Below are 14,941 nucleotides of genomic sequence, written 5' to 3'. Positions count from 1 at the left end.
CCCGCTCCTTACAGTTTGTCGATCTGCGCGTTGATCCTGCGGAGCGCGCGCTCGCTGCGTTCGCTATAGCGGTCGGTGAGGTAGTCGGTCCGGCCGCGCATCAGCAGGGTCATCTTGAACAGTTCTTCCATCACGTCCACCACGCGGTCGTAATAGGCCGACGGGCGCATGCGTCCTTCCTCGTCGAACTCCTTGTAGGCCATCGGCACCGAGGACTGGTTCGGGATCGTGAACATGCGCATCCAGCGGCCCAGCAGGCGCAAGGTATTGACCACGTTGAACGACTGCGAACCGCCGCAGACCTGCATGACCGCCAGTGTACGCCCCTGGCTCGGGCGCAGGGCGCCCTGCTCGAGCGGGATCCAGTCGATCTGGTTCTTCATCACCGCCGTGACCGCGCCATGGCGTTCGGGGCTGCACCACACCTGCCCTTCCGACCACAGGCACAGCGCGCGCAGCTCGACCACCTTCGGATGCGTGTCCGGGGCGGCGCCCGCCATCGGCAATTCGAGCGGATCGAAGATCTTCACCTCGGCGCCGAAATGCTCGAGGATGCGCGCCGCTTCGAACGTGAGGAAGCGGCTGAACGAGCGCTCGCGCAGCGAACCGTAGAGCATCAGGATGCGCGGCGGATGGGACAGGTCGCCCTGCGGGGCCAGCTTGTCCAGGGCGGGCAGGTCCAGCTGCTCGGGGTTGATGTTGGGGAGGTCCGGAATTTTTTTCATGCGAGGTCTTTCTAGCCGAGACGCAGCGCCAGCGCCGCAAGGGTAACGAGCAGGATGGGCAGGGTCAGCACCAGGCCGACGCGGAAATAATAGCCCCACGAAATGGCGATCTTCTTGTTCGCCAGGACGTGCAGCCAGAGCAGGGTCGCCAGGCTGCCGATCGGCGTGATCTTGGGACCGAGGTCGCTGCCGATCACGTTGGCGTACACCATCGCCTCGCGCACCACGCCCTGGGTGGCGGTGGCGTCGATCGCCAGCGCGCCGACCAGCACGGTGGGCATGTTGTTCATGATCGAGGACAGGATTGCGGTGATGAAGCCGGTTCCGAGCGCCGCGCCCCAGACGCCGTACTCGGCGCAGCGCTCGAGCAGGGCCGTCAGGTAGCCGGTCAGGCCGGCATTGCGCAGGCCGTAGACGACGAGGTACATCCCGAGCGAGAAGACGACGACGTGCCAGGGCGCGCCACGCAGGACGGCGCGGGTCGAGATCTTGTGGCCGCGTGCGGCGACGGCAAGCAGCAGTGCGGCGCCGGCGGCCGCTACCGCGCTGATCGGGATGCCGATGTCGTCGAGCCAGAAGAACCCGGCCAGCAGCATCGCCAGGACCCACCAGCCGGTGACGAAGGTGGCGCGGTCATGGATGGCTTCCTCCGGGCGCCTGAGCTGGGCCAGCTCATAGTTCGCCGGGATATCCTTGCCGAAGAACAGGACCAGGGCGACCAGGGTCGCGGCGATGGACACGACATTCACCGGCACCATCACGGCCGCATACCGTGCGAAGCTGATGTCGAAATAGTCGGTCGAGACGATGTTGACGAGGTTCGATACCACCAGCGGCAGACTCGCCGTGTCGGCGATGAAACCGGCGGCCATCACATACGCCAATGTCGCCTTCGGCGAGAAGCGCAGGGCCGCCAGCATCGCGATCACGATCGGCGTGAGGATGAGCGCGGCGCCGTCGTTCGCGAACAGCGCCGCGACGGCTGCGCCGAGCAGGACCAGCAGGACGAACAGGCGCCTGCCGCTGCCCCTGCCCCAGCGCGCCACGTGCAGCGCAGACCATTCGAAGAAGCCGGCCTTGTCGAGCAGCAGGCTGATGACGATGACGGCGATGAAGGCGCCGGTGGCGTTCCACACGATATTCCAGACGACGGGGATGTCGGAAACGCTGATGACGCCGGCAAGCAGGGCCAGGACGGCGCCGGCGGAAGCGCTCCAGCCGATGCCGAGGCCACGCGGCTGCCAGATCACCAGCACCAGGGTGGCGAGAAAAATCAGGAATGCGGTAAGCAAAACGGGAAATCCTTCATGGAGGCAGGACCCGACGGCCCTGCGCGGGGCGGAAAATCAGGGCAGCAGCTTGCCGATCCTGTCGAGTTCGTCCTTGAAGCGCACGCGGTCCTGCGCCAGTTCGCCGAGCGGCAGCGCCAGGAAGGCTTCGATGCGGGCGCGCAGGATCGCATGGGCGCGCTCGAACGCCGCGTCGATCTCGTCCTCGCTGCCCTCGACATGGCTCGGGTCGTCCACGCCCCAGTGGGTGCGCAGTACCGGACCCAGGTAGGCCGGGCAGGTTTCGCCGGCCGCGCTGGCGCACACCGTCACCACCAGGTCGGGGGTCAGCGGCAAGTTGTCCCAGGATTTGCTGTAGTAGCCTTCGGTCGGGACGCCCTTGCTGGCCAGGAGCGCGAGCGCGCGTGCGTTCAGGCGGCCGGTGGGCTGGCTGCCGGCGCTGATCGCCTTCCAGCCGGCGGGCGCGAGGTGGTTGAAGACGGCTTCGCTGATGAGGGAGCGGCAGGAATTGCCGGTGCACAGGAACAGTACGTTCAAGGGAATCCTTTTGGGTTTGATTGATGGATCAGGCGACGCCGGCCTGGCAGGTGTCCGCGCCGGCCGGGGAGCACGGATTGCCGCCGCAGCAGTTGTCGGTCAGGAAGGCCAGCAGGCCGTTCATGGTGTCGAAGCGCGCGGCATAGATGACGAAGCGCCCTTCCTGGCGCGACGCGACCAGGCCGGCGTGCGTCAATTCCTTCAGGTGGAAGGACAGCGAGGACGCGGGGATCCGCAGGGCCTCGGCGATGCGGCTGGCGGACAGCCCATCGGGGCCGGCCTGCACCAGCAGGCGGAACGCGGCCAGGCGCGATTCCTGGGCGAGCGCGGCGAGGGCCGCGATGGCGTTGGTGGTTTCCATATGATCAATGACATTTCGAAGATGCTGGAATTATAGAATGAAACTACAACACTTCCAATAATATCGAAATAATTTGACAGGATGATGACAAGCTGGTTATTCTATATTCGCCGAATGACGAACATGGTCTGTACCAGCACTTCCGTACGGAGTGCTCCACCCATTGATTCGTCATTCGTCGAATAACATAATCCAACCTGTCCAGAGGAGCACGCCATGCATCACGAAGACCTGTCCACCCTCCCCGTCGCCATCCTGGGCGCAGGCCCGGTCGGCCTTGCCGCCGCCGCCCACCTGCTCGAGCGTGGCCTGGCGCCGCTGATCCTGGAAGCCGGCCCGGGCGTGGGCGCCAACCTGGCGAGCTACCGGCACGTGCGCCTGTTCTCGCCCTGGCGCTACAACGTCGACAAGGCGGCGCGCCGCCTGCTGGAGGCGCACGGCTGGACGGCGCCCGACGGCGAGGCCCTGCCGACCGCCGGCGAACTGCTCGACGGCTACCTGGCTCCGCTGGCGGCCGTTCCCGCCATCGCCGGCGCCCTGCGCCTTGGCGTCCGGGTCGGCGCCATCAGCCGCGCCGGCATCGACAAGGTCAGGACCCGCGGCCGCGAGACGGCGCCCTTCGTGATCCGCGCCGGCGGCGCCGGCGGCACGCACGACTACCTGGCGCAGGCGGTGATCGACGCGACCGGCACCTGGTCGACCCCGAACCCGCTGGGCGCGAACGGCTTGCCCGCACTGGGCGAGGAGCTGCTGCGCGAACGCATCGCCTACGGCATGCCGGACGTGCTGGGCGCGGCGCGCGGCCGCTACGCCGGCAAGCGCGTGCTGGTGGTGGGCGCCGGCCATTCCGCCGCCGGCACCCTGCTGGCGCTGGCCGAACTGGCCGAGGCGCATCCCGGCATGCGCCTGGCCTGGGCCACGCGCGGCAGCCTGATGCGGGTATTCGGCGGCGGCGACGCCGACGGCCTGAAGGCGCGCGGACAGCTGGGCATGCGGCTCAAGGCGCTGCGCGATGCGGGCCGCCTCGAGATGCATGAGCACTTCCTGATCCATTCCCTGGCGCTGCGCGGCGGCGCCATCGAGGTGCGGGGCGCGGACGGGACGATCGCCGACATCGACGAAATCGTCTGCGCCGCCGGCGCCAGGCCCGACCTGTCGCTGACGCGCGAACTGCGCGTGCGCCACGACCCGTGGCTGGAGAGCACCGACGCGCTGGCGCCGCTGATCGACCCGAACGAGCATAGCTGCGGCACGGTGCGTCCGCACGGCCACCGCGAGCTGGCCCATCCCGAGCGCGGCTACTACGCGGTCGGCGCCAAGAGCTATGGCCGCGCGCCCAACTTCCTGCTGGCGACCGGCTACGAGCAGGTGCGTTCGGTCGTCGCGGCGCTCGGCGGCGACCTGGCGCAGGCCGACGACGTGCAGCTCGACCTGCCGCAGACCGGCGTGTGCAACACGCGCCAGGCCTACCAGGCGCCCGCCCCGGCAGCCGGCTGCTGCGCGAAGCCGGCCGCCACGGCCTGCTGCGCCTGAGGCACAATGAACGCTTCGCCACCCACGGAGCCGCACAGCATGCCACCTGCCTGGCGCACCATCGGCATCCTCGGCGTCACCCAGATCGTGTCGTGGGGCGCGCTGTACTACGCGTTCACGATCACCGCGCCCGGCATCCAGCGCGACCTGGGCATCGGGCCCGGGATCGCGTTCGGCGCCTTCTCCTGGAGCCTGCTGGTGGCGGGCATGGCCGCGACCCCGGCGGGCATGCTGATCGACCGCCACGGCGGGCGCTACGCGATGGCGGCCGGTTCGCTGGCGGCCGCGCTCGGCCTGGCGTGGCTGGCCCTGTGCACCACGCCGGCGGCCTATGTCGGCGCCTGGACCGTGATCGGCCTGGCGATGTCGCTGACCCTGTACGAGGCGGCGTTCGCCACCATCAACCGCAAGCTGCAGGACCGGGCGCGGCAAGGCATCTCGACGCTGACCCTGTTCGGCGGCTTCGCCAGCACGATCGCCTGGCCGCTGACCCTCTACCTGGTGAACCTGGCAGGCTGGCGCGAGGCCTACCTGTGCTTCGCCGCGCTCCAGCTGGGCCTGTGCCTGCCGCTGCACCTGCTGCTCGGCGCCGATGCGCCGCGCACGGCACGGGCGTCGGACACGGCGCCGCGCCGGCATGCCACCCTGGCCGAGGCCCTGCGCCACCCGGCGTTCCGCAAGCTGGCGCTGGCGTTCGCGGGCAATGTGCTGGTCTTCTCGGCGCTGGCCATCCATCTCATTCCCCTGCTCCAGCATCTCGGCCACGCGGCCGGCGCGGCGGTGCTGATGGCGGCCCTGATCGGTCCGATGCAGGTGGCCGGAAGGATCGGCGAAATGACCGTCGGCCGGCACGCCCCGCCACGGCGCGTGGGCGTGGCCGTGTTCGCAGCCCTGCCTGCCGCCCTGCTGACGCTGCTGCTGTTCGGCAGCCAGGCGTGGGCGCCGGCGCTGTTCTGCATGATTTTCGGCCTGGGTAACGGGATCCTGACCATCGTGCGCGGCACGGTGCCGCAGGAACTGTTCGGGCGCGAGCACTACGGCGCGATCTCGGGCGCCCTGGCCGCGCCCTCGCTGCTGGCGAAGGCGGCCGGCCCGCTGGCCGCCGCCGCCATCCTGCGCGCCGACGGGCCGCTGCTGCTGCTCGCGCTACTGCTCGGGTGCGCGCTGGCCTCGCTGCTGCTCTACCTGTCGGCGCTGCGCGCGCATGCCGCGCAGCCGGCGGCGAAGCTGCCGCCGGCTGCAGGCAAGGCTTGACGGCGGCGGCGCGCCTTCCTATGCTTGTTCGCCACCTCACGAATGCCGAAACCATGTCCACGTCCTGCTGCGCGCCGCGCTCCCCCGCTTCCCCTTCCGCCGCGATCGATGTCGACGACCTGGCGGCGCTGTGCAAGGCGCTCGGCCATCCGGCCCGGGTCCAGCTGCTGCGGCACCTGATCGATGTGGGCGAATGCTATTTCGGAAACCTGGCCGACGTGCTGCCGCTGGCGCCGTCGACGATCTCGAAGCACGTGTCGATCCTGAAGGATGCCGGCCTGATCCACGGCTCGTCCGACGTGCAGCGGGTGTGCTACTGCGTGAACCCGGAACGGCTGCAGCAGCTGAAGGCCATGATAGTCGGCCTGTGAAGCCGGCGCGGACTCAATCGGTCAGCCGCAGCTCCCAGTAGCCGACATCGATCCAGCGCCCGAACTTGCGGCCCACTTCGCTGAAGTGGGCGACCTTGCGGAATCCCAGCTGCTCGTGCAGCGCCACGCTGCGTTCGTTCGGCTGGGCGATCCCGCCGATCACCATGTGCAGCGCGCGCGTGCGCAATTCGTCGAGCAGGGCCGCGTACAAGGCCTTTCCCGCCCCGCGCCCGGTGGCCTCGGGATGCATGTAGATCGAACTTTCCACCGAGCTGCGGTAGGCGGGCCGCGCACGCCATCTGGTGGCGTAGGCGTAGCCGAGCACCTGCTCGCCGTCGAGCGCCAGCAGCCAGGGCAGGCCGGCGGCCGCCACCTCGGAGATACGCTGCGCCATGTCGCTGGCGGCAACCGGCGCTTCTTCGAAGGAGATAGTCGTACTGGCAATGTACGGGTTATAGATCGCGCAGATGGCGGCGGCGTCGCCGGGGGTGGCGGAACGGATGGCAATAAGGTTCATGTCGCTTGTCGATTGGCGATGGCAATATGGCCATTATAGGGAAGCGGCGGCGGCGATCTTGTATCACCATGTGTCCGTCGCGTCTCCCGATACACGCGCTTGCAGTGGAGCGGTTCGGAGACAAATCAGCGATACATCGGACGGGTTAAATGCATACATCGGCACACGACGCTGCGCCGACCAACCAACCCGAAGGAGAAACATCATGCTGAACCTGAACAAAGCCGCCGTCCTGATCCTGTCCGCCGTCCTCGCCAGCGCCGCCAGCGCCGCCGGCATGACCGGCACCAGCGCCGATTATGGCCGCGCCGTCGCCGACGCCAGCTACGACCGCGTCGTCACGATCAAGCCGGGCATGAAATATGCCAACATCACCGATGGCGAAACCGTCAAGTTCGAGATCGACGGCAAGAGCTTCACCTGGAGCGTGCACACCTACCCGAACCAGAATTCGTTCCAGCTGTCCAGGATCGCCCCGGCCGACATCGATGCCAGCGGCGTGACCGTGTACGTCGCCCCGAACCCGCTGTACATCGGCGGCTGACCGATGCCGGCAAGCCAGCGGGGCGCGCCATGCGGCCGGCCCCGCCTGCCGGGACAGCTTCCTAGCCCAGCACCGTCACGACGACCGTGCGCCGGTGCGGCGCGGTGCGGTGCTCCCACAAATAGATCCCCTGCCAGGTTCCCAGCAACAGGCGCCCTGCGCCGACCGGCACCATCACACCGGTATCGGTGAGCATGCTGCGCGCGTGCGCCGACATGTCGTCCGGTCCCTCGGCATCGTGGCGATAGGCCGGATCGCCGTCCGGAGCGAGGCGCCCGATGACCGTCTCGAGGTCGCGCCGCACGTCGGCATCGGCGTTCTCGGTGATCGTCAGCGAGCAGCTGGTGTGCTGGACGAATACGTGCGCCAGGCCGCAACCTGTGCCCGACTGGGCGACGACCTTCGCCACCGCGTCCGTGATGTCGCGGGTGCCGCGTCCCTGCATGGAAAATTCGAGAATGGACTGGTATGCCACGGCGCTGCTCCTGTCGAACGCCGGACCGGCCGTTCCGGCCCGGCATGGACACATGGTAGCGCGCCCCGATTATTCGAAGCGCACTTCGCTGATATCGATCGACACCAGCAGCGGCTCCGGAAGCGGATTGTTGTCGGGGCCGGGGATGTACACGCGGCGGCGGGTCGGCACCATGATGCCGTCGAACTCCTTGTAGTCGTGGATGTAGTGCGCGCCGCGAGCTCCTTGCGCCACCTCGACATCGTAGTCGTGGCGGCGCAGCAGGCCGTCCGGGCCGATGTAGAAGACCTGTTCGGCCGAGTGGGTGGCGACGCCGGCCGGGAACCGCACTTGCAGGCGGCGCCAGGTTTCGCCATTCTCTTCCCACGCTTCGATCTCTTCCAGTCCGAAGCCGTCTTCGGCGAACAGGAAGGGAATGGCGAGGTAGTTCCACATGGCGTAGCCGGCGAAGTAGGCGGCATGCAGGCGGTCCCACGGCGTTTCCAGCGTATGGCCGGCGAAGGCGTCGCGCGGATTCCTGCGTACCTCGAGCACCTGGCCGTCGAGGGATTCGATGGCGACCCGGCCGGCCTCGAAGCGCATGCGCTGGCCGGGCTTCATGAAGGGTTCGTGGCTGCGCCTCTGTTCGTGCAGGCTGGCGTCGATGCGCGCCACGCCGGCGAATTCGGGCACGCCTTTCAGCGCCCACAGGACGCCGCCGGTGTCGATCCGGGCCGAGACCTGGGACAGTGCGTTCCAGCGTTTCATGCCCCCATGGGCGTCGATGCTTAGTTGTGCCAGTTCATTCATGATCGTTCCTTTCAGGACATCTCGTGATCTGGCGGCGAGTGCCGGCTCGCCACGCTCCTTTCACTATAGTGCAAACGGAACCTGGGCGAGAGCCTGGCCGGCTAGCGGCGCAGCAGCTCGGCGCGCGGCAGCAGCACCGCCATGATGCCCAGCAGCGGCAGGTAGGACGCGATCCGGTACACCTGCTCGATGCCGGTCTGGTCGGCGATGTAGCCCATGGCGGCGGCGCCGATGCCGCTGATGCCGAACATCAGGCCGAAGAACAGCCCCGCGATCATGCCGATCTTGTTCGGCACCAGCTCCTGCGCGAACACCACGATCGCCGAGAACGCGGACGACATCACCAGCCCGATGATCACCGACAGCACGCCGGTCCAGAACAGGTCCGCATACGGCAGCGCCAGCGTGAACGGCGCGGCGCCCAGGATCGAGAACCAGATCACGCGCTTGCGGCCGATGCGGTCGCCGATCGGGCCGCCGGCGAAGGTGCCCGCGGCGACCGCGGCGAGGAACACGAACAGGTACATCTGCGCCGTGTCGACCGGCACCTGGAATTTCTCGATCAGGTAGAAGGTGTAATAGCTCGACAGGCTGGCCATGTAGATGTACTTCGAGAACACCAGCATGGCCAGCACCGCCAGCGCCCAGGCCACGCGCCCGCGCGACAGCGCCGGCCCCGGGTGGACCACGCCCTTGCGCGTCATGGTCTTGAGGTGGCCCGCATACCAGCGGCTGACCCCGATCAGCACCACGACCGCCAGCAGCACCAGCAGGGTGAACCAGGCGATCCTGGCCTGCCCGCTGCCGACGATGATCGCCGCGGCCAGCAAGGGCCCGAGCGCGGAGCCGAGGTTGCCGCCCACCTGGAACAGCGACTGGGCAAAGCCGAAGCGCCCGCCCGACGCCAGCCGCGCGACGCGCGAGGCCTCCGGGTGGAAGGTCGACGAGCCGATGCCGATCATCCCGGCGGCCACCAGCAGCATGGCGAAGCTGCCGGCCGTGGCCAGCAGCACCACGCCGGCCAGGGTCACGCACATCCCCATCGGCAGCAGGAAGGGAATCGGACGCTTGTCGGTGTACAGGCCGATCCAGGGCTGCAGCAGCGAGGCGGTACACTGGAAGGTGAAGGTGATGAAGCCGATCTGCGTGAAGCTGAGCGAGAATTCCTGTTTCAGCAGCGGGTAGATCGATGGCAGGACTGCCTGCACGCAGTCGTTCAGCATGTGGACGAAGGCGACGGAGAACAGGATCTGCATCACCGCCGCCTGCGGCAATGGGGCGGCGGACGGTGTGGAAGGAGGTGTGGACATGGCAAGGCGTAGGATGAAAAGCCCCGCCAGTGTACACTGCGCGTCCGCCAGGCATCGTTTCCCGCGGCGCTGGCGCCCGCCGGACCGGCCGTCCGGTCATACGACGGAAGTACAACGCGGATGTTGGCGAAAGGTTAAATGTTCTTGATTGAACATAACATTTGCGTCTAACATCATGGTCCCTGCTCAGCGCTATGTGGCTGCCTCATTAACTTCCGTCCGCTTATTACCATGGTGCCTCATCCACTTTCAGGTCCGCTGCAGCCCGGCCCCAGTCACGCTTCCCGGCTTCGTCCCGGCAGATCCGCGATCGCGACGGCCGTCCTTGCCCTCACCGTCAATACGGCGGCCTGCGCGCTCGATGCGCAGGACATCGGCGAACTGAGTCTCGAAGAACTCGCGAACATCAAGGTGACCTCGGTATCGAAGCGCCCGGAAGCGCTCTCCGAAGCCGCCTCGTCCATTTTCGTCATCACCGGCAGCGAGATCCGCCGCTCGGGCGTCGCCACCTTGCCGGAGGCCTTGCGCCTCGCGCCCAACCTCCAGGTGGCCCGGGTCGACGCGCGCAACTATGCGGTGAGCGCGCGCGGCTTCAACAATCCGTTCGAAAACAAGCTGCTGGTCCTGATCGACGGCCGCACCGTCTATTCCCCGCTCTTCTCCGGCGTCTTCTGGGATGCGCAGGACGTGGTGCTGGAAGACGTCGAGCGCATCGAAGTCATCAGCGGTCCGGGCGCGACGATGTGGGGGGCGAATGCCGTCAACGGCGTGATCAACATCATCACCAGGTCCGCCTCCGACACGCAGGGCGCCCTGGTCAGCGCCGCGGCCAGCAGGGACGAGCGCCATGGCGCCGGCCGCTACGGCGGCAAGCTCGCCAATGGCGGACATTACCGCGCCTACGCGAAGTACGCGGCCAACGACGACACCGAAACCGCAGCCGGCGCGCCGGTGCCGACCGGCTGGCACCGGCGGCAGGCCGGCTTCCGCGCCGACTGGGGCGACACGGCGCGCAACTTCGTGCTCCAGGGCGACGTCTACGAGGGCAAGCTGACCCAGGTGGGCACGGAAGACATCCGCATCAGCGGCGCCAACCTGCTGGGTCGCCTGAACCGCACGCTCGCCGGCGGCTCGACCGTGACCCTGCAGACGTATTGGGACCATACCGAGCGCGATCAACCGCTGGCCTTCGTCGAAGACCTGGACACGCTGGACGTGCAGCTGCAGCACGCCGTGAAGCTGGCGAATGGACAGGACATCGTCTGGGGCGGCGGCTACCGCTGGGCGCATGACCGCGTGCGCAACGGCCCCGCATTCGGCTTCCTGCCCGGCACCATGAACCTGCACTGGGGGAACCTGTTCGCCCAGGGCGACTTCGCCTTGCGGGACGGCCTGCGCCTGACCGCCGGCCTGAAGCTCGAAGAGAACAATTACACCGGCGTCGAAGTGCTGCCGACCTTGCGCCTGGCATGGAAGCCGCAAGCCCATGCGCTTGCCTGGAGCTCGCTATCGCGCTCGGTGCGCGCGCCGTCGCGCATCGACCGCGATCTGTTCAGCCCGACCACGCCGCGTGTCGTGAACGGCGTCCCGCAGTTCGCCATCGCGGGCGGACCGGACTTCGCCTCCGAAGTGGCCAATGTCGCCGAGCTGGGATACCGGGCGCAGCCCACGCCGGCCCTGTCCTGGTCCGCCACCGCGTTCTACAGCCGCTACGACAGGCTGCGCACGCTCGAACCGAATCAGGCCGGCTCCAGCTCGGTATTCCGCAACCTGGCGGAAGGCCGCACGCGCGGCATCGAAGCCTGGGCCAACTGGCAGGCAAGCGGCGCCTGGCGCCTCTCCGGCGGCACCGTGGTGCAGCGGGTCGATACCACCCTGGACCCGGCCAGCCGCGACCTGTCCGGCACCACCGGACTGGCGACCAGCGATCCGCGCCATTACTGGATGCTGCGCTCGTCCTACGACCTTGCCCCCGGGCGCGAGCTGGATGTGACGCTGCGCCGGGTGGGCGCACTGAGCCAGCCCGTGGTGCCCGCCTACACGGCCGTCGACCTGCGGCTGGGATGGCGCATCCGCAAGGGGCTCGAGCTGTCCCTCGTCGGCCAGAACCTGTTCGACTCGGCACATGCCGAGTTCGGCGCTCCCCCGGGACGCAGCGAATACCGCCGCGCCGCCCTGCTCACGCTGGTCTGGAATGAGTAAGACAGCGCAGCCCGGCCGGCCTTCGCTTGCCGCGTTCGCCCTTGCCTGCCTGCTGTCCGTCTGCGCAGGGCTGCCATGGTGCGCGCCGGCGCTGGCGGCCGACAGCGCCGCCGTCGCCAGCGAGGACAGCGTGAAGGCGGCCTACCTGCACAAGTTCCTGAATTACGCGGAGTGGCCGTCGACGGCCTTTGCACGGGCCGATGCTCCGTACGTGATCGGCGTCGCGGGCGACGATGCGGTCGCCGACGAACTGGCGCGCATTGCCGCCGGCAAGACCGTCGGCAATCGCGGTGTCGTCATCAAGCGCGTGTTTGCCGGCGAAACCCTGAACGACCTGCACATGCTGTTCATCGGCCGCGGCGAACGTCCAAGGCAGGCGCAATGGCTGCGCCAGTCGAAGGGACGGACCATCCTGGTCGTGACGGATGACGAGGGCAGCTTCGACGAGGGCAGCATCATCAATTTCCGGATTGTCGACGAACGGGTCCGGTTCGAAGTCTCGATCCCGGCTGCGGAACAAAACCGGCTCCAGCTCAGCTCCCGTCTGTTCTCCGTCGCCACCAGGGTCATCAAAGGAAGCCATTGAACATGATTGGCGCAATCAGGCAGTCCATTTCGCACAAATTCATGCTGGCGGTGCTGGCCACCACGCTCACCGCCCTGCTCGTGGCTTGCGCGGCGATGCTGGTGCTCGACATCCGGAATTACCAGACCAACTCGGTCGCCGATTTCACCGCGCAGGCCGACATCCTCGCGCAGGCGACGACGCCGGCGCTCGAATTCAACGACGCCAAGGTGGCCGGCGAAAACCTGTCGCAGCTGCGCGTCCGTCCCCGCATTTATGGCGCCGCGATCTATCGCCCGGACGGCTCGCTGTTCGTCCAGTATTCCAGGACCCCGGCGGAGGTGCGCGCGGTGCTGGGCCAGGTCCCTGCCGCCGGATATGAGATCGATTTCGACCGGATCGCGATCTTCAAGAAGATCATGCGCAACGGCGAGCTGCTCGGGACCGTGTACGTGGGCGCCGAGTATCCGCTGATGGCCCAGGTCCAGCGCTACCTCCTGGTCCTGGCCGCCGTCCTGCTCGGCAGCCTGCTGGTCGCCATCCTGATGTCGAGCTGGCTGCAGTCGGCGATCACCAGGCCGGTGCGTGCGCTGACCGCGGCCGTCAACCAGGTGGTGCGCAAGCGCGATTTTTCGCTGCGCGTGGAAAAGACCACCGACGACGAGGTCGGGGTGCTGGTCGATGCGTTCAACAGCATGCTGGGCGAAGTCGGCGAGCGCGCCAACGCGCTGCAGGAATCGAACACCAGGCTGCAGCAGGAAGTGACGGTGCGGGTGGCGGCGGAGGAAGCGCTGCAGCAGCTGAACAACACCCTGGAAGAGCGCATCCGGGAGCGCAGCGCCGAACTGGAGAAGGCGCACGAGCAGTTGCGGCAATCCCAGAAGCTGGAAGCGATCGGCCAGCTGACCGGCGGGGTGGCGCATGATTTCAACAACGTCCTGCAGGTGATCTCCGGTAACCTGCAGCTGCTGCAAATGAGCATGGCAGGCAATCCGGAGGCGCAGCGCCGCCTCGCGACGGCGGCCTTCGCGGCCGACCGCGGGGCCAAGCTGTCCTCGCAGCTGCTCGCCTTCGCGCGGCGCCAGCCCTTGCAGCCGGTGGCGACGAATATCGGGCGCGTCCTGCGCGGGATGGACGACCTGCTGCGCCGCGCGCTGGGCGAACCGGTCGAGATCGAAACCATCGTCGCCGGCGGCCTGTGGGCGACGCTGGTCGATCCCCACCAGCTCGAGAACGTCATCCTGAACCTGGCCATCAACGCCCGCGACGCGATGAAGGGCGAAGGCCGGCTCACGCTGGAACTCAACAACGCGATGCTGGACGACGACTACGTCGCTTACGAATCCGACGTCGCCCCCGGCCAGTACGTGGTGCTCGCCATTTCGGATACCGGATGCGGCATGCCGCCCGAAGTCGCCGCACGCGCCTTCGAGCCCTTCTTCACCACCAAGCGCGAAGGCGAAGGCACCGGCCTGGGACTCTCCATGGCCTACGGCTTCGTCAAGCAGAGCGAAGGCCATATCCGCATCTACAGCGAGGTCGGCAACGGCACCACCATCAAGATCTACCTGCCGCGCTCGATGCAGCCCGAAGTCGAGCTGCCCAACATCCGCAATGCGCCGGTCATGGGCGGCACCGAGACCATCCTGGTGGTCGAGGACGACGTGGTGGTGCAGGCGACCGTGGTCGACATGCTGAACGCCCTCGGCTACCGGGTCCTGAAGGCCAGCGACGGCCAGGCCGCGCTCACGATCCTGCAAAGCGGCGTACCGGTCGACCTGCTCTTCACCGACGTGGTGATGCCCGGCCCGGTACGCAGCGTCGAGGTGGCGCGCCAGGCGAAACAGATGTTCCCGCAGATCGAAGTGCTGTTCACCTCGGGCTACACCCAGAACGCCATTGTCCACGGCGGGCGCCTCGACCCCGGGGTGGAGCTGATCAGCAAGCCGTATCGCCGCGAGGAGCTGGCCCGCAAGATCCGCCAGATGTTCGCCGCCCACAAGCACGGTGCGCCGGCCGCGCCGCCTCCGCAACTCCCGGTCGCGGCGGCGGCCCCGGCGCCGCTCGGGCTCGAGGACAAGGGCCGGCCCCTGTCGATCCTCGTCGTGGAAGACGACCAGGACGCCTGCAACCTGCTCACCGAGCTCCTGCGTGTACTCGGCCACGCCGTGGAAGGCGTGGCGAGCGCCGAGCAGGCGCTCGACACCCTGGCGGAAAGGCGTTTCGATGTCCTGCTGACCGATTATTCGCTGCCGGGCATGTCGGGACTGGACCTGGCGCGCACCGTCGTCGCGCGCGGCGAGCGGATGAAGATCGTCTTCTCGTCCGGCTATGGTTCCGCCATCGCCGGCGATCCCGCGGTCAAGGCGGCCTTGCTGCCGAAGCCGTTTACCCTCACCTCGCTCCAGCAGGTCCTGCACGACACGACTTGCGAAGGCGCCTGACGGCAGCGGCGGCGCCCCGGGCGTC

15 protein-coding genes are annotated in these 14,941 nt (G+C 67.9%); 7 read left to right on the top strand and 8 right to left on the bottom strand.

The window, feature by feature from the left end; translation table 11 throughout:
• Nucleotides 1-8: 8 nt before the first annotated feature.
• The 4 genes from arsH to H162_RS0111970 are packed head-to-tail and all read right to left on the bottom strand — an operon-like array spanning nt 9 to nt 2,912.
• On the bottom strand, nt 9-725 hold the full coding sequence (arsH, locus tag H162_RS0111985; RefSeq protein ID WP_020653714.1) for an arsenical resistance protein ArsH: 717 nt from the start codon (nt 723-725) through the stop codon (nt 9-11).
• Between the two features lie 11 nt (nt 726-736).
• On the bottom strand, nt 737-2,017 hold the full coding sequence (locus H162_RS0111980; protein ID WP_020653713.1) for an arsenic transporter: 1,281 nt from the start codon (nt 2,015-2,017) through the stop codon (nt 737-739).
• Between the two features lie 54 nt (nt 2,018-2,071).
• Nucleotides 2,072-2,551: an arsenate reductase ArsC gene (locus H162_RS0111975; protein WP_020653712.1), complete on the bottom strand. Its 480-nt coding sequence runs from the start codon at nt 2,549-2,551 to the stop codon at nt 2,072-2,074.
• 28 nt (nt 2,552-2,579) lie between these two features.
• A complete protein-coding gene (locus H162_RS0111970) occupies nt 2,580-2,912 on the bottom strand; it encodes an ArsR/SmtB family transcription factor (protein ID WP_020653711.1) in 333 nt (110 codons plus the stop codon).
• Between the two features lie 216 nt (nt 2,913-3,128).
• Between H162_RS0111970 and H162_RS0111965 the strand changes: the two genes are divergently transcribed.
• The 3 genes from H162_RS0111965 to H162_RS0111955 are packed head-to-tail and all read left to right on the top strand — an operon-like array spanning nt 3,129 to nt 6,070.
• The gene (locus tag H162_RS0111965; protein WP_020653710.1) at nt 3,129-4,445 is read left to right on the top strand and encodes an FAD-dependent oxidoreductase; all 1,317 of its coding nucleotides are present in this window, start codon (nt 3,129-3,131) and stop codon (nt 4,443-4,445) included.
• Between the two features lie 39 nt (nt 4,446-4,484).
• The gene (locus tag H162_RS0111960) at nt 4,485-5,699 is read left to right on the top strand and encodes an MFS transporter (RefSeq protein WP_020653709.1); all 1,215 of its coding nucleotides are present in this window, start codon (nt 4,485-4,487) and stop codon (nt 5,697-5,699) included.
• A gap of 53 nt (nt 5,700-5,752) precedes the next feature.
• Nucleotides 5,753-6,070 carry an ArsR/SmtB family transcription factor gene (locus H162_RS0111955; RefSeq protein ID WP_156885576.1) on the top strand — a complete coding sequence of 106 codons (318 nt, stop codon included), beginning with the start codon at nt 5,753-5,755 and terminating at the stop codon, nt 6,068-6,070.
• A 13-nt stretch (nt 6,071-6,083) separates the two neighbouring features.
• On the opposite strand, the gene H162_RS0111950 is transcribed toward H162_RS0111955, so the two are convergent.
• The gene (locus tag H162_RS0111950) at nt 6,084-6,587 is read right to left on the bottom strand and encodes an arsinothricin resistance N-acetyltransferase ArsN1 family B (RefSeq protein ID WP_020653707.1); all 504 of its coding nucleotides are present in this window, start codon (nt 6,585-6,587) and stop codon (nt 6,084-6,086) included.
• Between the two features lie 205 nt (nt 6,588-6,792).
• Between H162_RS0111950 and H162_RS34720 the strand changes: the two genes are divergently transcribed.
• On the top strand, nt 6,793-7,131 hold the full coding sequence (locus H162_RS34720) for a CzcE family metal-binding protein (protein ID WP_020653706.1): 339 nt from the start codon (nt 6,793-6,795) through the stop codon (nt 7,129-7,131).
• Nucleotides 7,132-7,192: 61 nt separating this feature from the next.
• On the opposite strand, the gene H162_RS0111940 is transcribed toward H162_RS34720, so the two are convergent.
• From H162_RS0111940 to H162_RS0111930, 3 genes are all read right to left on the bottom strand, one after another.
• Nucleotides 7,193-7,606 carry a secondary thiamine-phosphate synthase enzyme YjbQ gene (locus tag H162_RS0111940; protein WP_026354545.1) on the bottom strand — a complete coding sequence of 138 codons (414 nt, stop codon included), beginning with the start codon at nt 7,604-7,606 and terminating at the stop codon, nt 7,193-7,195.
• Between the two features lie 69 nt (nt 7,607-7,675).
• Nucleotides 7,676-8,395, bottom strand: a complete 720-nt coding sequence (locus H162_RS0111935) for a hypothetical protein (RefSeq protein ID WP_026354544.1) — start codon at nt 8,393-8,395, stop codon at nt 7,676-7,678.
• 101 nt (nt 8,396-8,496) lie between these two features.
• Nucleotides 8,497-9,651: an MFS transporter gene (locus H162_RS0111930; RefSeq protein ID WP_020653703.1), complete on the bottom strand. Its 1,155-nt coding sequence runs from the start codon at nt 9,649-9,651 to the stop codon at nt 8,497-8,499.
• 285 nt (nt 9,652-9,936) lie between these two features.
• Here H162_RS0111930 and H162_RS0111925 point away from each other — a divergent pair, with 285 nt between their 5' ends.
• From H162_RS0111925 to H162_RS30660, 3 genes are read left to right on the top strand one after another with little or no spacing between them, the layout of a single operon-like run.
• Nucleotides 9,937-11,907, top strand: coding sequence for a TOL_0244 family TonB-dependent receptor (locus H162_RS0111925; protein ID WP_084676996.1), 1,971 nt, complete (start codon nt 9,937-9,939; stop codon nt 11,905-11,907).
• Nucleotides 11,900-12,493, top strand: coding sequence for a TOL_0243 family YfiR-like periplasmic protein (locus H162_RS0111920; protein ID WP_020653701.1), 594 nt, complete (start codon nt 11,900-11,902; stop codon nt 12,491-12,493). Before H162_RS0111925 ends, H162_RS0111920 begins: the two co-directional genes overlap by 8 nt.
• A gap of 2 nt (nt 12,494-12,495) precedes the next feature.
• Nucleotides 12,496-14,916 (top strand): sensor histidine kinase, YfiR-like protein-associated, encoded by a 2,421-nt coding sequence (locus tag H162_RS30660; RefSeq protein ID WP_051109918.1) that lies wholly within the window; start codon nt 12,496-12,498, stop codon nt 14,914-14,916.
• Nucleotides 14,917-14,941: the final 25 nt, after the last annotated feature.

It is taken from the genome of Massilia niastensis DSM 21313 (assembly GCF_000382345.1).
Classification (GTDB): Bacteria; Pseudomonadota; Gammaproteobacteria; order Burkholderiales; family Burkholderiaceae_D; genus Telluria; species Telluria niastensis.
The sequence above is the reverse complement of the archived record's forward strand: the minus strand, read 5'-3'. Positions and strand labels throughout refer to the sequence as shown.